The organism is Flammeovirga sp. OC4 (assembly GCF_000812565.1).
Taxonomy (GTDB): domain Bacteria; phylum Bacteroidota; class Bacteroidia; order Cytophagales; family Flammeovirgaceae; genus Flammeovirga.
In genome coordinates this window covers 86,707-105,961 of record NZ_JTAM01000023.1, presented here as the reverse complement: position 1 = coordinate 105,961, position 19,255 = coordinate 86,707, and the positions used below count along the sequence as shown (strand labels likewise).

Below are 19,255 nucleotides of genomic sequence, written 5' to 3'. Positions count from 1 at the left end.
TAATACTCAAAATGATAGTTATTCTTTGATCAATTTAAAGCTTTTGGTTCCATCTTCTGATTGAACATTAATGATATAAAGACCCGCTTTCTCATACGATAAATTCAAAATATTCTTTCCGGCTAAAAGTGTCTGTTGGAAAATTTCATTCCCCAAAATATCGAACATTGTCATCAAAGAACTGCTGTTTACGTCAATATGTAATAGGTCTTGCGTTGGGTTAGGGTATATTTTGATATTTTCTTTTAACGCATCAATAGAAGTAGGAATTGAAGGAGTAACCGTGATGCTGACTTGATCGGTTGCCGTTTCCTCTTCTCTACTAATGGTTAATTCAAAAGTGTAAATAGTGCTTTCAGTAATATTGGGGGCGGTAAAGGTTGGTTTAGGTGATGTGCTGTTTTGAATAGCAATGGGAGAGGTAGTAGACCAACTAAAAGTGACATCTTCAGGTGATGATGAAGAACCGTCTAAAGTGACTGTCGAACCCGATTCTACTGTTTGATCTTCCCCGGCATGTGCTACTAAGGGGATAATTATTTCAGAAAGAATAATCTCTTTATCAAAGTTACTTTGATCGATGGTAAGAACTCCCGTTGCAATTTCAAAGTTTTTTTTTGAAACGCTATAAGTGTACTCACCCTTTTCGATGACTTCAAAACTAGCCACACCATTTTGATCCGACAATGCTGATTCATGAAGAGTTTCGTCATTATTTGATAACGTCACAAGTGCATCGTCGATCGCATTATTTTCTTCATCAAAAACAGTAAGATTCACAATCATGGTCTTGCTGTATTCTTCCACTACGCTGATATTATCCACCTGATGCCTGGCAATATTTTCTTGCCAAGTACTACCTACAGGTCTGATGCTCGATTTGATAATATAGCCATCACCCAATTCTGGTAAATTGGGCAATGTGATCAATAATTCTTTCTGACTTTCTCCTGCTGTAACCGTCGCTCTAGCTTCGGCAACCCAATTGGAAGAAGTCCAAAATTCAGCAACTATATCTCTTGAGACATTCGCATTATAAGACAATTTTACTTTGACTTCTTGACCTTGAATGATTTCAGATTTAGGACTATGAATATGGATGACTTCATCCTTCAGCGTGTTTTCCTCATTATTTTTCACTTCCAAAATCAATGAACTTAGATGTCCTCCTGTATCTGGAAAGGTTACTTCTACAGTATTTTCTTCCTTTAATAATGCAATGTCAACGGGTATTTCAATTACACCAAAAAAGTCATCTCTATGTGCTTGATCTAAGCCTTTCCAGTTATTAGGGACAGAAATTTCAGTGCCGTTTACTTTAACTGTAGGCTGTTTTGAACGATCATGTTTCCTACCGATTCCCATCAAAAGTGTGGCTGTACCTTCTTTTACCACCACATCTGAAAAGCCAAAAGTCATTGCTGTATTGGTTTTGATAGGTTGTAAGTAAGTCGTAGAGTAATACTTGGTTTCTTTTGAAGCTTTTGTCTGCTTAATGGCTTCAGTGTATTCGAATTCCAAGACAACAGTTTCTCCTGGAATTAATTTCAAAGAACTTGGAGCTGTAGCTGTTTCATCGATGGACATCACCGGGTCTTTATCATCGTATATTTTCAAAGCCTTCGTAGTCAGTTTCACCAATGTGCCTGCACTTTCCACAAAGTTTAATTGTACAGTTTGTTCGTTTTCATCTAAATTATTGAAAGCCATAAAAAGCTTTTGGTCCTTGACAAAACCATGAACTTGAACGTCAGGATTATTCGTTTCTACCTGAATTCTTTTCCCTTGAACATTTCTCCATAATTCATAAAAATGAATTTTTGGTGCATATCTCCAATCTTCCACATTCGCTTCACCAATATTTGTAGGGATAAACAACGCAGCACCATAAGGCTGATAATTGTTTCCGGCATTCATATGCCACGTCGATTTATCTGTAATGAAAGGGATAGATATTTCAATTACATTTTCTCGATCCAATAAATTAAACAACATATGATTGATACTTCTCACCGTTTGAATACTTTCAAGATCCGTATATCGATCTTCAAAACCTCTTGTAATACCACCATATTCGGTGATAGCATGAGGTTTTACCATTCCCCATTTGATAAAACTATAAGTCTCAATGATATCAAGAATAGCTTCAGAATTACTGCCTGAACGTAGGTTGTTTTGTCCGGTTACATTCACGCCATCATAAAGGTGAGTAGCAAAAGCATCCATGTCAGCACCGGCTATATCCATAAACATTTTCATGTTTTCATCCCAGTTGGAAAAATCTCTAAGTTCCCAAGAAGGCCATGCCGATGAGTAACCAATCACTTTCATTTTTGCAAGACTTGGCTCTGCATGAATTTTCTTTCCCACAGAAGCAAATAGCTCAGCCATCTGTTTTTTAATTCGATCTTCTTCTGCAAGATTCCAACCTCCCTCATAAAAGTCTTTCGCATGTACAAAAGGCTCATTCATAGGTTCAAAAAACTCAGGTCTGCCATTGTCATTTACATAGTTTTTGTAGTATTCTACGGCCCAATCTCCGGCCTTGACGGGATCTAGACCATCTTTGAAAGCACTTTTAGGATGTTCGGTAGCCACAAATCGAGTTACTTTTCTTTCATTGGAATTTCCTGATTTTCCCGAAGGGTAAGTACCCACAGAATTTCCTTTACTGTTTGAATAAGAATAAGGTCCCCAAAAACCTCGACTTGGAAATGCATTGTAATCTTCAAAGAATTTTTTTACATCAGTATCCCCAGAATTAGAGTGGAGGTTAAAGTATTTATTACGTTCCAACTCCGAAACATTTCCAATATAGCGTTGTACTTTAGGATTGATGTTGACAGTAGTTTGTGCTTGTGATGGAGAAAAAAATGCACCACTCCACATCGAAATGAAGAGACAATACATAATGCATTTGTCCTTAATGGTAATTAATCGACTCATAAAAAATAGATTGTTAGCACACTGTAATCTAAGTTTTCGTGAACTTATAATCGACCTTTCTACAAGGATTTATAGGATCAACTTTTTAAGCTTCTTTCCTCTTCTTTTTGTCTTGAAACAAAAAGAAGCAAAAAATTCAAGGCTTAGAAGTCAAAAGCTAAATTCCATTCCTTGAGCCTAAATGATTTTAAACTCGCTAAAGCTCAAACAGCAAAATCATTTTTAACGGCTCAATACATGAAATTCTTAACGCTTTTCCCTTCAAGGCCGATGGAAGAAGTGCCAAACGAATTGGGTAGAAAGTCCACTGGCGCGAATGTTAAGCGTGAGCGTCATTCGTGTCCTACAGATCAGCAGAAATCTCCTGATTTCTAAATATTATAACTATTCGAAAAACTTAGTTTACAGTGTAATTAGTAATAATTCAATCTAAAATTACCGTCGAATTCTATAAAAGAGGTTGAAATTATTGATGTAAAAGGGGATAAAAATTTTTTAAGGATGGGATTGTATAGATATTATTGCATTAAGGAACAGTCTTATAGGGTTTCAAGCGAATTATTGATTGCAGTTTATGAGGATAGACAATACTTATTACTGTATGGCATCACCTAATTATAATTTTATTCCACCCCAAATCTTAGTACAGTTTTTAGTTTATCTTCAGGTACTTTACGAAAATCAGAAAGGTAAATTTCTCGATGTATCTTTGACTTTCGAACAAGTTGTGCGTTTTTTGCAAAAGTTTCCATGATGGCAAAGCTTTCAGGTTCATTGTCATAACTACCAATGTGTAGCATTTGAACACATCGTCCATCAGAGATTTTCTCAAACCGAACTTTATCTAGTAGGGGATGAGGCTTTTTCTTTTTTGTTATTTCTAGAATTTGATTAAAGAAGTCTTGGTCAACAAAATCAGGTTGTCTAATCATAATGTCGTAGACTAAATCATCCTTATTGAGTACACCAGTGTAGTTTTTCTTCGCTTCTTCAGAAATATCCCAAACTCCTTCCAATGGATAAACCGTCCAATCGTTATAATCCGCGGGTGACGAATCGCTTTTTTTGAGCGTCATTTTAATGCCATAAGCGATACTATAAAGTGCTCCAATACTTTCAGCAAAAAGGTCACTATTTGGATTGCCTTTTCCACTCAATACAATATAGTTGTATGTGGGAACTTCAATGATTTCAGGCTTGTTTTTGGGAAGATAAACCGCTTTTTCTTTTTTTCGCCATTCATGTTTCATACGCTTCACTTTAAGTTTTATTGATAAATGTACTACAAAATTTCTGGATTGTATAAAAAATAAAAAACCGGAATTAAACTAATTCCGGCTTATTCAATCTAACTAAAGTGTGATTCAAGTCTACAAGAAATCACGTTAACAATATTATTCTTTGATCAGCTTTACACTTTGGAGTGCATTGTTTGTTTGCACTTGAATAATGTAAAGACCTGTTTTATAATTTGAAACATTTAGTGTTTGTTGTCCCGCTCTAAATTCTTGTTTGAAAATAGAAGCACCTTGAAGATTAAGAACTGAGACTTCTGCATTTTCCACTAACTCAATCGTAACTTGATCAGTAGTTGGGTTAGGGAAGATATTTGTCACGATTTTAGCCTCTTCAATTGATGTAGGAATTTCCTCTGGTGCATTAACTGTAATTTGAACTTCATCTAGTACCACTACGTCACCGATCGCTACTTTTACAACAAACGTGAACGTCGTCTCAATGCTGACCTCAGGAGCATTGAAGGTAGGCTTCGCCACCGTTGCGTCAGACAATGTAATTCCATCTGGGGCTAACCATTCAAATGTTACTGTTTCAGGCGTTGAAGCTGATGCGTCTAGTGTCACTAAATCACCAATTTCGACGACTTGATCTGCACCTGCATTAGCCACCGGAAGTTCATTAGGACTGATTGTCACTGTGACTTCATCTGTCTGTGTCATATTTTTGTATTCAGCAGATAATGTAAACGTATAGGTCGTTTCTTCACTTACTTCAGGAGCCGTGAATGTTGGCATAATAGCATTTACATCAGAGAGTACAATTCCTTCAGGAGCTGACCATGTTAATGTAGCATTGGCAGGAACAGTAGCAGAAGCATCAAGTGTAATTATTTCACCGACAAATGATGAAATAGAAATACCAGCATCAGCAACTAATTCAGGGTATACTAATACATCAACCTCACTTGTAGCTTCATTACCTAAGTACTGAGCGGTTAGAGTAAACGTATACGTCATTTCTTCCGTAACATTTGGAGCCGTGAACGTAGGCATTGCTGAATTAACATCAGAGAGTGTAATTCCTTCAGGAGCTGTCCATACTAAAGTTGCATCAACAGGTGTAGTATGAGATCCATCTAGGGTTACCATTGTTCCCATTTTTGCTTCTTGATTTTCTCCAGCATTCACTTTAATTTCTGGAGTAACCGTTACTTTTACATCATCAGTGGCTGTTATTTTGTCATTCTGAGCCGTTAAAGTAATTGTATATTCTTTTACAGACGTTAGTGCTTCTGTAGCAGTCGCTGTTGTCGTCATTCCTTCTGTAGCTGAAAGTGAGATACCCTCTGGTGCTGACCATGTGTAAGTAAACTCCTCCGCTGAGTTTTGACTTGCTGTAAGTTCCACTGATCCACCTGCCTGAATTGTGACATCATTTCCGGCATTCAATACAAATTCAAAGTTACTCTCTACTAAACTAAAATCATCAAAATAGACTGTAGTTTGAACGTCTGTAGGACTTTGGATATAGATTCTTGATGAAACGATATCACCATTATTTACATCATTTATCGTATATTCTTCATCAATCAAAATCTCCTTTTCAAAGTAAACCCACTCACCAATTACCGCTTGATAGTCTCCCCAAGTAATATCCGTATTTCCGATAGCCAATTTATAGTTATCAACTGCAGGCCACTCATCAAATGGCATTATTCTGATGTTGAAAACAGCGGCGTTCATGCGGTCTACTCTAAATCTACCACTGAATGTGTATGTTTTACCAATTTCAAGATCAAAGTAACTGTCATCATTCGTTTGGAGGGCATCGATTCTCACTTCTTCTTCAATTAATAAACTATTCGAGCCTTCACTTTCAGTACTGACCTCATCGGAGCGAGTATATTGGCTAATCCCTTTCCAACCTACAGTTAACTCATCCTCAAAACCACCATTGACAATCAGGTCTTTTCCTTTAAGTTTTGCCTTTTGAACCGTTACTGTTACTGTCGTTTCTTCAGAGTGATTTTCTCCATCTGCAACAGTTAATTTAAAAGTGTAGTCCGTTGCTTCATTGACCTCAGGGGCCGTAAATGTGGGCATTACTGCATTGACATCAGAAAGGGTAATTCCTTCAGGAGCAACCCAATGATAAGTTAAAGGGTTGTCTGTTTTTGCTTCTGAAAGTGAAGCATCCAACGTCACTAACTTTCCACTAAAAGCACTTTGAGGATTTCCTGCATTTGCAATAGGAGTTAAGTCCGGTTCTACGGTGATCATCACTTGATCAGTGGCTTCTCTTTCACCAATTTTTGCAGTAAGTGTAAAAGTAAATGAAGTTACTTCTTGTACACTAGGAGCGGTAAACGTCGGCATTTTATCCGTTGAACTCGAAAGTTGAATTCCTTCTGGAGTCTTCCAGCTAATCATAGCTGAAGAAGGTGAAGTGGCTGAAGCATCAAGTGTTACAAGGTCTCCTTCAGTGACGGTTTGATCTTGACCTGCCATTGCCTTAATACTTTCTAAAACAGTAACTTTTACAGAAGAGTTAAAAGTTAGGTTACCTGTTGACGCCGTGACCATAAAGTCAAGGTCAGTGATTTCCGAAATGTCATTGGGTGCTGTAAACGACGTAGACATTTGATCTGTAGAAGTTAGCGTTATACCTTCCGGAGCTTTCCAAGTGTAAGTGAAAGCATTGGATGAATTATGCATGGCCATTAGATCTACCTTTGTGCCAGGAAGTACAGTTTGATCCTCATTGGTCGTTAGATCCATTGTAATATCAGCTTTTACAAGGCTTAAATCATCAAAATAAATCAATTCATCGGTTGTAATGTTAGGACTTTGGAAGTACACTCTAGCCATTACTTTATCGCCAATTGAAGCGCCCGCCTTAAATGTCTCATCAATGACGAAAGTCTTTTCAAAAGCTACCCATTCATTTAAAACAGGTTGGGCATCACCCCAGCTTAGATCATTTCTTGTAATTGAAAATTTCGTATTATCTGCATCTCTCCATTGATCTGAAGGCATTAATCTAAAATTATATACAGTGGTAGTCATTCGATCTACTCTAAACTTACCCGTAAACTTATAAGATTGTCCCACTTCAAGTTCCATAAAGCTCTCAGGGTTGGTTTGAACTAAATCAATTTGGCTTGTAGTTTCAATTTTCAAACTTTTTAGACCTTCGGTATCCGCAGGAACTACTTCTGATTGAGTGAAATTATCAAGCCCTTCCCAGCCTACATTTAATGCCTCTTCAAAGCCACCATTCTTTAATAGATTTAATCCATATAAGATCGTGTTTTTGGCAGTAAAAGTTACAGAAGCCACATCAGAATCATTTTCACCATCATTGACTACTAATGTAAAAGTCATTGGAGTGTCAACATCTACATTTGGTACAGTAAACGTAGTGATAGGATTGTTTTCATTGGCCAATTGAATCCCTTCGGGTGCTGTCCATTTATACGTTAACGGATCATTATTTTCATCATAAGAAGCGGCACCATGTAAAAATATCACTTCTCCTGACTCAATGGTTCTACCTGCTTGCACTACGGCAACCGGCTTTTTATTATCGATATTTAATGTGACCACTTCATCAATATTCTGATCAACCAGGATTTGGTCATTCGTCTCAATATGTAATGTCTTATTGATACTGTACTGGTAAGTATCGCCTAGTAAAAGTTCAAAAGTAACTTGACCGTTGCTATCCGTGATTTCAGTTTGATCAAAACCGTCTGTTATGTACAATCTGAAAGAAGCCCCTTCTACAATTTCTTGTTTATTATTTTTTACAGTGAAAGTAGCAGAGTAAGTAGTCACACCCTCTGTAATTAATGTAATTGTGCTAATTTCTGTATTATCATCAATCAAAAATGAACCTGTATATTCTTTGTAGCCGTCCGCATTGATTGTAAAATCATAGCTTCCATCCTCTAAAAGATCATCGACCTTACCTTGTGCATTAGTAGTATAATTAGTTTCATTAATAGTAATTGTAGCTCCTTCGATTGGGGTTGTTCCATCTGAAGTAACAATTAGAGGTATACCAGGGTACTGTTTAATTGATGCAAAAGCTTCAAGAGCAAAACCTTTTAGTATAGGGTAAGAATTTTCTCTCATTACCCAAGCACCATCATCTGAAAAGTCGAGATTAGTGAAGTTTGTTTGATCTGTCATTTCTAATGAAGACAATACACTTACTTTTGTGCTCTCATTAGCTCCATTGGAGGTGGTACGAGCGTAAAGACCTGAATAATCAATATTTGGTTCAGTACTTAGTTTACTATCAGCCACTAATGCTTTCTGGTCTCCAAGGTTGATACATTGACTGATGGCAGTATTGGAATATAGATATTGAATATTTCCGGCAATTCCCGCGTCCATTCCCCAGTTATTAGAAACTAAGGTCACATCAGAGATACAATTAGTCACCGAATGACCGTTCATTTGGCCCACGATTCCCGCAACATGCCCGTTACCTCTAATAGTTCCGCCTAATACAAAACACCTGTCGATGTATGTTGTATTTTCGGCTAACCCAATGATTCCACCGACTCTCGCTTTTGATTTGTCTGGAGTACTTACATTGATTAAACCTAAATTTTTTACTGTAGCATTGCGTGCACTACCCACAAAACCTAACCCAATAGTAGTTTGCTCAGGATTTGGCGTGATCAAAAGGTTAGAAATAGTATGGAAGTTTCCATCAAAAACACCACTAAATACTTTCTCGACATTATTAGCTAATTTGTAACCGATAGGGTAAAATGTTTCCCCATCCATATCCAAATCAGCTTCTAGTTTATAGTGTAAATCCCATGATTCATAAGCGGTAGTTAATTTGATTAAGTCAGCATTTGTTTCAATGAGAAATGGGTCTTCGGCCGTTCCGCTTCCGTTCCCCGTAAAAGTTTGTGCTTGTGCGCTGTTAAGAAAGCATAGAAACAACACACTCCAACACATGAATGTGAGTAGACTGTAAAAGTATTTCATACGTACTTAATAATAGTTGGTTAAAAAGTGTTCTGTCTGTTCTGATCGATGTCCGACGATCGAAGAGTATAAATGATCGATCAGAAGCGTAATTCAAAGATGTATATCTTACACTAATAAATGGGGTGTAAAATAAAGGGCAAAAGCGGGGGTATTTTTTAATCTGTTTCTACTTGATACATTATTAGAGAGTTAGCTATAGGCTTGAGTTTTGTTTTTGGTGTTGTTTTGGTTGAAAACGAGTTGTTTTAGTCTTTAAAATCTAGTTGTTATCTGTTTTCATTAATGTAATCAGTTCCATTCTATCTCTTGTAAGTACTCTATATTCTTCTTTTTATTTAGAAATCGGAAGATTTCTATTGATCTGTAGGACACGAATGCCACTATCGCTTAACATCCGTGCCATGAGCTTTAGCGAGTTTAAAAATCAGATGGAAATTAACGATAACCTAGTTGACAGTGTGTTTGCTATTATGTGACCAAAAAAAAGAGAGACCATTACGATCTCTCTTACAAACAATTCAAAATATAAAATGTACTTTTTCAGTTCTACATCAATTCTAATTTCTTTGTTTTACCAAAACCTTCACCTCTTAGTTTTGTGAATTCCTCTAAAAGTTGTTTTGTCAACTCAGGGTTTTCTTTCGCAAGGTTATGCGTTTGAGCACGGTCTTTTTTCAAGTTATACAATTGGATTTCATTATCGTTACCCAATTCGATGTTCACCTGTTTGTTTAATTTCTTTCCTTTGTAAGGAGGGATTAAAACGTAATCACCTTTTCTGTATGAAGTTCTTGTCGTTGCTTCTAAGATTAATGAAGTTCTACCTTCTTCTTTTGCATCAAGGAATGCTCCTAAAACATCTTTAGAGTCATCACTTCTTACATCGCTACCAACTAATGCTGCTAATGAGTTTAACATATCCATTTGGCAAACTAAAGCAGTTGATTTACCCGGCTTAATTTTACCTTTCCAGTAAGTAATGAATGGAACGTGAGCACCTGCATCAAATAAAGAGTATTTACCACCTCTTAGACCACCTTTTGGATCGTGATTCCCAATTAATTCCACAGCGTCATCATAGTAACCGTCATTCAATACAGGACCGTTATCTGATGAGAAGATAATCATTGTGTTTTCTTCAATACCTGCTTGCTTGATCGTTTTCATCAATTCACCAATACACCAATCTGCTTCCATAATTACGTCACCTCTTGGACCCATTCCAGATTTACCCTCAAAACGTGGGTGTGGAGTTCTTGGTACGTGAGGTTGTTGCATTGTATATGCTAAGAAGAAAGGCTTCTCTGTTTTTGCTTGAGTTGTGATGTAGTTTTTCACTTTGTCTAAGAAGTGATCAGCCATATCAACATCGCTCCATAAAGCAGACTTACCACCTTTCATATAACCGATTCTTGGAATACCATTTACGATAGTATTGTTATGACCGTGGTGCCATTTCATTGTGATCAACTCAGGATTATCCTTACCTGTTGGTTGTCCTTCGAAATTCTTTTTGTAATCAATTTGGATAGGATCGTTTTTATCCAAACCTACTACATCACCGTCTTCAATGTACACGGTAGGGACACGGTCTTGAGTGGCAGCCATAATGTAAGAGTGATCAAAACCAACCTCATTTGGACCTGGAGAAATATGTACGTTCCAATCTTTGTCATGTGTACCTAAACCAAGGTGCCACTTACCGATAATCGCCGTTTCATAACCTGCACCTTGAAGCATTTTTGGCACAGTCATTTGCTCAGTACTGATCAACATTGGTGCTGAACCAGGTAAGATTTGAGCATTTTTTCTCCAAGGATATTCCCCTGTAAATGCTGCATATCTTGAAGGTGTACAAGTAGCAGATGAAGCATAGCCGTTGCTGAAGTTAATACCACCGTTAGCCAACGCATCCATGTTTGGAGTGTTGATGGTAGTCGATCCGTTTGCACTGATATCTCCATAACCCAAATCATCCATATACACGAAGATGATGTTAGGTTTGGTTGTTTCTACTTCTTCTGAAGTAGTAGCATTTTTTTGGCATCCCAACGCCAACATAGCGAGAGGAACGAGCCATAATTTGTTAATTTTCATTTGTTAATTATTATAATGATGGTTGAAAAGATATTTTAATTTCTGCGTCCTGAAGTCCTTCTGCTTTAGCTGTTAAAGTGATCGGTTTTTCAGGATTTTTTGCCCCTTGAACAATGGCTAGGGCTAGACCATTAAATACTTCCATTTTGCGGCCTTGTAATGAAGTCAATGATGCAGCATCACCATTTCCTACACCTGCCAGTTTACCGTCTCCGCTGATTTCAAAATGAATCATATTGGAAGCAGTAGCACAGAAGTTGCCTTTTTCATCTACTACTTTTACGGTAATGTACGAAAGGTCTTTTCCGTCAGAAGCGATCAAACTACGATCGGCTTCCAATTCAATATGATGAGGTTTTCCTGCGGTTTTAATGGCCTTTCTTGCCACTTCTTTGCCCTTAGCGTAAGCCACTACTTCAATACTGCCAGGAGTATAAGGAACCTCCCAACTTAATCTATATTTTGACATCAATGGTCCTTCCTGTTTCCAATCACGGTGGGTCATTTTGATAGGAGTTAAGTCCACACCTTTCACTTTTTTACCCATTGATTTGCCGTTGACAAAAAGTTCTACTTCTTCTGCATTTGTAAAGGCATGTACAGGAATGATTTCCCCTTCATGACCTTCCCAATTCCAGTGAGGAAGTACGTGAACCATTGGTTCGCTTGTCCATTGACTTTGGTATAAATAATAGCGGTCTTTAGGGAAACCACATAAGTCAGCAGCACCAAAATACGATGAGTGGCTTGGCCAATCACCATTCCAATAACCATTGGTAGAGTTGTCTTTTCCTCCGTAAGGAGTAGGTTCGCCTAAGTAATCAAAACCGGTCCACATAAACTCACCTAGAATTCTAGGACTCTTTGCTAACATATCAAATTCCAAGTCAGGAGGATACGCCCAAGGAGGCCCTACTAAATCGTAACTTGTTACTTGGTTCACCCCTTTGGTAAAAGTAGGAGCAACCGGTCTTTCATAATAACCTCTTGAACTTGTACATGAAGACGTTTCAGATCCATACACTACCCATTCAGGATATTCTTCTAGGATTTTTTCATAACGCATTGGGAAGTAGTTAAAACCTACTACATCAATTTCGTGAGCCAATTTGTTGACAATAGAGGCAGGGTGGTAGTTGAAACCTGCTGTTACAGGACGGGAAGTGTCTTCTGATTTAGTAATCTTAGCCAATCTTCTCGTCTCTTTCCAGCCGTCTTTTCTGCCTTGTTCCAAGATTTCATTACCGATACTCCACATAATGATGGAAGGATGGTTACGGTCTCTGCGAATCAAAGCACGTAAATCTTCTTCGCTCCATTCGTCCCAAACTTTATTGTATCCATTTTCTACTTTACCAATTTTCCAGTTATCAAAGGCTTCATCAATCACTACCAATCCCATTTCATCGCAAAGCTCTAAAAGTACTTTAGCAGGAGGGTTGTGGCTTGTACGGATGGCATTTACACCCATGTCTTTCATGATTTGCAACTGTCGTTCCTTTGCCCTTCTATTAACTGCAGTACCCAATGGGCCTTGGTCATGGTGCAGACAAACTCCTTGTAATTGGATTCTTTCACCATTTAAAAGAAAACCTTCTTTTGCTGAGAATTCAATAGTTCTTACACCAAAAGTAGATGCATACTTGTCCAACAATTCCTCACCCTTTTTGATTTGGGTAATCGCTTTGTACAAGTGTGGGTTCTCCATCGACCATAATACAGGTTTTAAGAGTGTAGCTTTTTGACTGATGGTCTTTGAGGAAGAGGCATCAATTTTTGTACTGGAAACTACATCGCCCACCTTTTCCCCTTTATTATCATAGATCACAGTTTCAATACTGATCTCACTATTATTTTTAGAAGCATTAACTAAGTCGATGTCAATCTCAATTCCTGCATTTCTTTCAGATACAATGGGTGTTTTGATAAAAGTACCATCAAAAGCGATGTGAACTGGATTTTTGTACTCAATCCAAACATCACGGTAAATACCGGCACCTGGGTACCATCTTGAGCTCAAATCTTCTGGAGCACATTTTACGGCTATGGTATTTTCTTCACCAAACTTTAAGTAAGGTGTCATATCCATTTCAAAACCGATATAACCGTAAGGTCTTTCGCCAATTTTTTGCCCATTGACAAATACTTCGGCATTATTCATGACCCCTTCAAAGTGAACAAATACTTTTTGTCCTTCCATTTGAGAAGGGACATTGAAATCCTTTCTATACCACGCTTCACCATGAAAAGGAAGACCACCACAACGAGCATTATATGCCTTATCAATAGGGCCTTCAATGGCCCAATCATGAGGAAGGTCTAACGTTTTCCAACCTTCATCATTTAGGTCCAATGCCATTCCGTTTTGAAGTTCTCCTTTAGAAAACTTCCAATTGTCATTAAAACTGATTTCTTCAAGACTTTCAAAATCTTGCTGAGGGAGCTGTTGCGAACAGGCCATAAGCCCACACAAGACGCCAACACCTAATTTCTTTAAACTATTCATTATTCATTCCTTTAGTTCAATTCACTTGATTTAGTAAGTTTATAGAGATGTTTCTTGGGTAAATTTTCTTTATAAATGTTCGATCTCTTTGTATTTATTTCTTCCTCAATTTGATCTACCTTGGAAGCATATTTTTCATATAAATCACAGGTCTTTTTTTGATAAGCATACCAGCTCTGACCTTTCTGTTTCTTTAAGTTTTTTTGGAGAAATGCTATTTTAGCTTCAATATCATCTTCTCCTTTGTAATCTTTGAGCATTCTGTATTCGACCAATGCAACCGTTCTGATTTTAGCTTGAAGTTGATGATATTCTAGACAAAGCTGAAGTACTTTTTCCCCTTGTTGATACTGAGGTGTATTGGGTAAGTGAGCTAGATTAATTCCATTTTGGAGTTCTTGCTCACTGAATTGACCAACCTCTATTCCATCTATTTCCAACAGATACTTACCTTGCTGTAAGCCTTCTACAGCAATGATGTCATTATTAAAAGTTTGAAAGACTTTACTGAACTTTTCTCCTTCTTTGTATTGCGGAAGCATTGGAAAGGGAAGGGCATTGCTTTGTCTATAAAATGACAATTGATTAATGTTTTCCTCTTGGATCAACTCTACTTTACAATCATTTTCAAAAACAACAACATTTTCACTATTGCTGATTTTTGAGTAGACATAAGGGTGATTTTCTAAGGCGTTCTTCACCAATTCACTTGCCATCACATAATGCCCTGAATTGCCAGGGTGTACTCTATCTTTTCCGACTATTGTAAAAGATGGGTTTGTTTGTTGTTGCGTTGTATTAATTTCATTTAATAGGTGAAAAAAATCAACCACCAATATTTTATTATCCTCAGCATATTCTAATATGAATTCTGCACATTCTTCTAAAGCGTCATTGACACCCACATTATTGACGGTAGCAATTGTAGCCGTTTGATCATATATGGTAGGAGCAATTAAGATAGGAGTGACCTTACTTTTTTGAAGTAATTGAATAAGCTTTTTGATATTTTTTTTGTAATTCAAAATAGCGCGCTCCCTTTTATCTTTAATTGTTTGATCTACTTTAATTTTGGGGGCATATAAATTTCCCATCACATCATTCATACCCGACATCAAAAATGCATAATCAGGCTGACGAGAAAGAATATCTTCTTTATGCCTTTTCAACATACCACCCGTTACATCTCCAGAGATACCAGCACTATAAAAAGTGACAGGAACTGTGGGAAATTTAGTGGCACAATAACTTTGAAAAAGCATGTGATATCTTCCGTCTTGAGTAATACTGTTGCCAATAAAAACAACACGATCATTAGCCTTGAAGCTAATCTTTTGTTGTCCAAAAACAGTACAACTAAGCAGTAATAAAATACAAGTGATTGATTTATACATCTTTTTCTCTTAGTCGTGAACTATAGGCTTGTGCTTTTGCTTAAACTCAAAAGCAGATTCTTTTGTGAAACGCTCCACTAAAGGTTGTCCTTCACCTCTAGCTACTTTAATTTCTTTGGCCCACACTTTTCTCATTTCTTCTAGTTTCTCTTTGTATTGCGCATTAGAAGCGAGGTTTTTCAGTTCGTTAGGATCTTCTCCCAAGTGGTATAATTCTTCATAAACGGGCTGTTCACCATTTAAAGAACTTTCAGCATAGCTTCTGTAAACAGGGATTTCTTTATCATTCATGCCATATAGCACACTATTCACATTCAAGCCCAATGCTTTTGCATATTCCACTCTTTTACTCGCTGAGAAATTATCGTTTTTATAATATCTGATGTATTTCCACTCTTGGTTTTGTACCGCTTCACACCTTGGATTTCCAAAATGAGTAGACCATAGGTTTTCTGTGTACACATAAGGTCTTACAGAAGCATTTTCATCTGTCAATAAAGCCGATACATCTTTTCCTTGGTATTCTGATGGAATTGCAATACCTGCTTTCGCTAACATTGTAGGTGCAATATCAATACTTTGTACCAAGTTGTCATTTCTATGTACTCTTTTCTTTTTTGGAAGGCGAGGGTCATAAATGATTGTAGAAACTTTAGTGCAGTATTCATACAATAGTGCTTTTCCTCCTAAACCATATTGTCCCATTAATAACCCATGGTCTGAAGAGAAAACGATGATTGTATTCTTATCTAATTTTAATTCTTTCAACTTGTCTGTTAAGTTCCCCACCAAACGGTCGATTCCAACCATAGCTTGATACTGACGTGTTAATCTTTCTCTTGCTCCTTCTGGCGTGTCGACATGATTATAAATAACCTGACGGTCTTCCACATGCAATAAATCGGCTGGAAGCTTAGGTGTTTTGATATCTTTTTTTGCTATATAATGCTCCGGTAATGGCAGTGTTTGATCTCTAAACAATGACTTGTAAATATCATCATCACTTTCCTTTTGTTTCATGGTAGAAGTACTTGCACCATGCGGTAAGTTGAAGCAGATATTGAGTAGGAAAGGTTGATCTTGAGGTCTTCCTTCCATCACTTTAATGGCTTCTTTAATTCTAAAGTCGTTATTGTCTAATACATCAAATGAAGCTTCTTCTAAGATTTCAATTTGCGTATCATTCTTTGCACCTCTGAATATCTTATGACGATCTTTTGGATAAAAACCTAAGTGTCTGTGTCCACCATAGAAATAATCAAAAGCGTGTTCCATTACTTTAGAATCATAACCGTTTTTCCCTAATGGAGTGTGGTTTTTACCGACATATGCTGTAAAATAGCCTGCCTCTTTCATTACAACAGGGTAGGCTGTTTTCCAAGCTTCTTCTGATAATGCTGTTCCTGAATTAAAATTGACGCCATGTTTTCTCTCGTATTGTGACATGAACATTGACACCCTACTTGGCATACAAATAGGACTTGTGATATGTGCATTTGTAAACAAAGTACCTTGATTGGCCAATTGGTCAATGTTAGGAGTCTTGACCACCTTATTGCCTGTCACACTTAAATAATCATAAGGTTGATCATCCGTCAGAATAAAAATAATATTAGGACGGTCATCCTTGGCTTTTTTCTGTGCATTTACACTCCAAAATGGGAGCGTAATAAATAATAGTAATAGATATTTCATGTTGTTAAATTTTAAGCAAGACGAAATAATAGGAGGCACATCACACCCCCTATATTTGTTTCTCGTCTTTCTGTGCTTGCAGTTACATAATAGTCACACTTGCTATTTGGAATTTCGCACCTAAGTCTACACTTCTTTTCATAGGTGAGGCATTTCCGATAGTTATTTTTAAAGCCCCTTTAGGATCAATGGCTTTTCCTTTATCGTCAAATATTTGTCTTGCTTCTTGCGTAATTTTAAAAGTAACTTCTTTTGATTCACCAGGCTTCAAACGCACTCTCTCAAACCCTTTTAATGAAGAGTTGGGAGCATCAAACTTCACTTTATAATCAGATAAGTAAAGCTGAACAACTTCTTCTGCTTCAAAATTGCCAGTATTTGTGATCGTTACTTTTGCTTCAATTACCTCTTTTGCTTTCAATTTTTCTTTGTTGAAAGAAATAGGGCTGTATTTAAATTCAGAATATGACAATCCATAACCGAATGGGTACATTGGATCTTTGTCCATGTATCTGTATGTTCTTCCTTCCATAGTATAATCTTCATAGGCAGGAAGTTGATCTACCGATTTAGGGAATGTGATAGGTAACTTTCCTGAAGGAGAAGCATTACCAAAAATAATATCTCCAATAGCATCGCCACCTTCTTGACCAGGGTACCATGCAAATAAAATTACATCTGCAATTTCTGCGATCTCAGTAAGGTTAACGGGGCTACCTGCTGTCAAAATCACAATCAAAGGATTCTTCGATTTTGAACGGATTTTCTTCAAGTAAGCAATTTGGTTGGCAGGCAATTTCAAATCATTTTTGTCCCCTTTTGATGAAGACGCAATTGCTTCACCTTCTTCACCTTCAATCAAACCAGAAATACCCATGACAGCAATACAAGCATCTGCCGCTGCCGCTTCACCAGTTGACCAATCAATCGGATTACGGTTTTCGCTGTCAAGCATAATGCCTTGTTTGTAATTAATACTTGTTCCCAAGCTTACTTTACTTACTATGCCCTCTAAGATATTTGTCATATGACCACTTACTCCAAAGTAATTGCCTAACAACACTTCACTGTTATTGGCATTAGGTCCTACTACGTAAAGGGTTCTGATATCTTTCTTTAATGGAAGTACATTGTTGTCATTTTTGAGTAAAACCACCGATTTTAATGCGGCATCATAGGCAAGTTTTCTGTGGGTAGCACATTCTACTGTATCACCACTTACTTTATTGAAAGGGTTGATTTCGGCAGGATCTAACAAACCTAATTTAATACGCGTCTCCAAAAGGTTTCTTAAACGTTCGTCTACCTCTTTTTCTGTCACTAAACCTGCGTTGACTGCGGCAACGATACTTCCTTTATACACCTTACCACAGTTCAAATCTGTACCGGCTTTAATTGCAGCTGCTGTCGCTTCTTCTGGTGTCGGGTAAACTTTGTGATGGGCATAAAAATCTTTGATTGCACTACAATCTGAAACGACATGTCCATCAAATCCCCATTCTTTTCTTAGTATTTCTTCTAACAATAAATCACTTCCACAAGCAGGTTCACCAAATACACGATTATAGGCTCCCATTACCGCTTCTACTTTTCCTTCTTTTACTAAAGTTTTAAAAGCTGGAAGGTAAGTTTCTCTGAAATCTTTCATACTAGGAACCGCATCAAAAACATGACGGTCTTCTTCAGGACCAGAGTGTACTGCATAATGCTTGGCACAAGCTGCTGCTTGAATATATTTTTCATGATCTCCTTGTAATCCTTTAACAAAATGTAATCCCATTTGTCCGGATAAGTAAGGGTCTTCACCATAAGTCTCTTGACCACGTCCCCAACGTGGGTCTCTAAAAATATTGACGTTAGGCGACCAAAATGTCAACCCTGCATAACGGGAACTATTATTCATTTCTTGAGCTACTAAAAACTTTGCTCTAGCTTCAGCTCCAATGGCGGTAGCAATATCCTGAATAAGTGCTTTGTCAAAACTCGCAGCCATCCCGATAGCTTGAGGAAATACAGTGGCTCTACCGTTTCTCGCTACTCCGTGAAGGGCTTCATTCCACCAGCTGTATTTAGGAATTTGAAGACGTGGAATTCCTGCACTGACATCCACCATCTGTGATGCTTTTTCTTCTAATGTCATAGCATTAAGAAGTGCATCAATTCTTTCATCTGTATCTCTATATGGATCGAGCCAAATAAACTCTTCTTGAGCAATAGTTTCTTGTAGAGGTACTAATAGAAATAAGCACCCCAAAGCATATAAGTATTTAATCATTTCACTACCATTTTAAAAAGTTTCGCCGTTGTGTTTTCAAAAATACTAGATTGACGGTGTCTACGGGGTGTATATTTTACGCAAATAGAGG

9 protein-coding genes are annotated in these 19,255 nt (G+C 37.4%); 1 reads left to right on the top strand and 8 read right to left on the bottom strand.

Translation table 11 applies throughout. The annotated features are described in order from the left end of the window. Positions 1–18: 18 nt before the first annotated feature. The gene (locus PL77_RS31340; protein WP_082026554.1) at positions 19–2,946 is read right to left on the bottom strand and encodes a T9SS type A sorting domain-containing protein; all 2,928 of its coding nucleotides are present in this window, start codon (positions 2,944–2,946) and stop codon (positions 19–21) included. A gap of 237 nt (positions 2,947–3,183) precedes the next feature. Here PL77_RS31340 and PL77_RS31785 point away from each other — a divergent pair, with 237 nt between their 5' ends. Next, the gene (locus PL77_RS31785) at positions 3,184–3,321 is read left to right on the top strand and encodes a hypothetical protein (RefSeq protein WP_156152377.1); all 138 of its coding nucleotides are present in this window, start codon (positions 3,184–3,186) and stop codon (positions 3,319–3,321) included. Between the two features lie 248 nt (positions 3,322–3,569). On the opposite strand, the gene PL77_RS15025 is transcribed toward PL77_RS31785, so the two are convergent. The 7 genes from PL77_RS15025 to PL77_RS14995 all read right to left on the bottom strand — a co-directional run bounded on the left by PL77_RS15025 (position 3,570) and on the right by PL77_RS14995 (position 19,164). Then, positions 3,570–4,196: a GyrI-like domain-containing protein gene (locus PL77_RS15025; RefSeq protein ID WP_044206873.1), complete on the bottom strand. Its 627-nt coding sequence runs from the start codon at positions 4,194–4,196 to the stop codon at positions 3,570–3,572. 144 nt (positions 4,197–4,340) lie between these two features. Next, positions 4,341–9,194 (bottom strand): PKD domain-containing protein, encoded by a 4,854-nt coding sequence (locus tag PL77_RS15020; RefSeq protein ID WP_082026553.1) that lies wholly within the window; start codon positions 9,192–9,194, stop codon positions 4,341–4,343. A gap of 549 nt (positions 9,195–9,743) precedes the next feature. After that, on the bottom strand, positions 9,744–11,294 hold the full coding sequence (locus PL77_RS15015; protein WP_044206869.1) for an arylsulfatase: 1,551 nt from the start codon (positions 11,292–11,294) through the stop codon (positions 9,744–9,746). Between the two features lie 10 nt (positions 11,295–11,304). Next, positions 11,305–13,800 (bottom strand): beta-galactosidase GalB, encoded by a 2,496-nt coding sequence (galB, locus tag PL77_RS15010; protein WP_052444449.1) that lies wholly within the window; start codon positions 13,798–13,800, stop codon positions 11,305–11,307. Positions 13,801–13,811: 11 nt separating this feature from the next. Continuing rightward, complete coding sequence (locus PL77_RS15005; protein WP_082026552.1) at positions 13,812–15,194, bottom strand: SGNH/GDSL hydrolase family protein; 1,383 nt, start codon at positions 15,192–15,194, stop codon at positions 13,812–13,814. A 9-nt stretch (positions 15,195–15,203) separates the two neighbouring features. After that, the gene (locus PL77_RS15000; protein ID WP_044206866.1) at positions 15,204–16,889 is read right to left on the bottom strand and encodes a sulfatase-like hydrolase/transferase; all 1,686 of its coding nucleotides are present in this window, start codon (positions 16,887–16,889) and stop codon (positions 15,204–15,206) included. Positions 16,890–16,971: 82 nt separating this feature from the next. Then, entirely contained in the window at positions 16,972–19,164 is a 2,193-nt protein-coding gene (locus PL77_RS14995; protein ID WP_082026551.1) for a glycoside hydrolase family 3 C-terminal domain-containing protein, read from the bottom strand. Between the last annotated feature and the right edge of the window lie 91 nt (positions 19,165–19,255).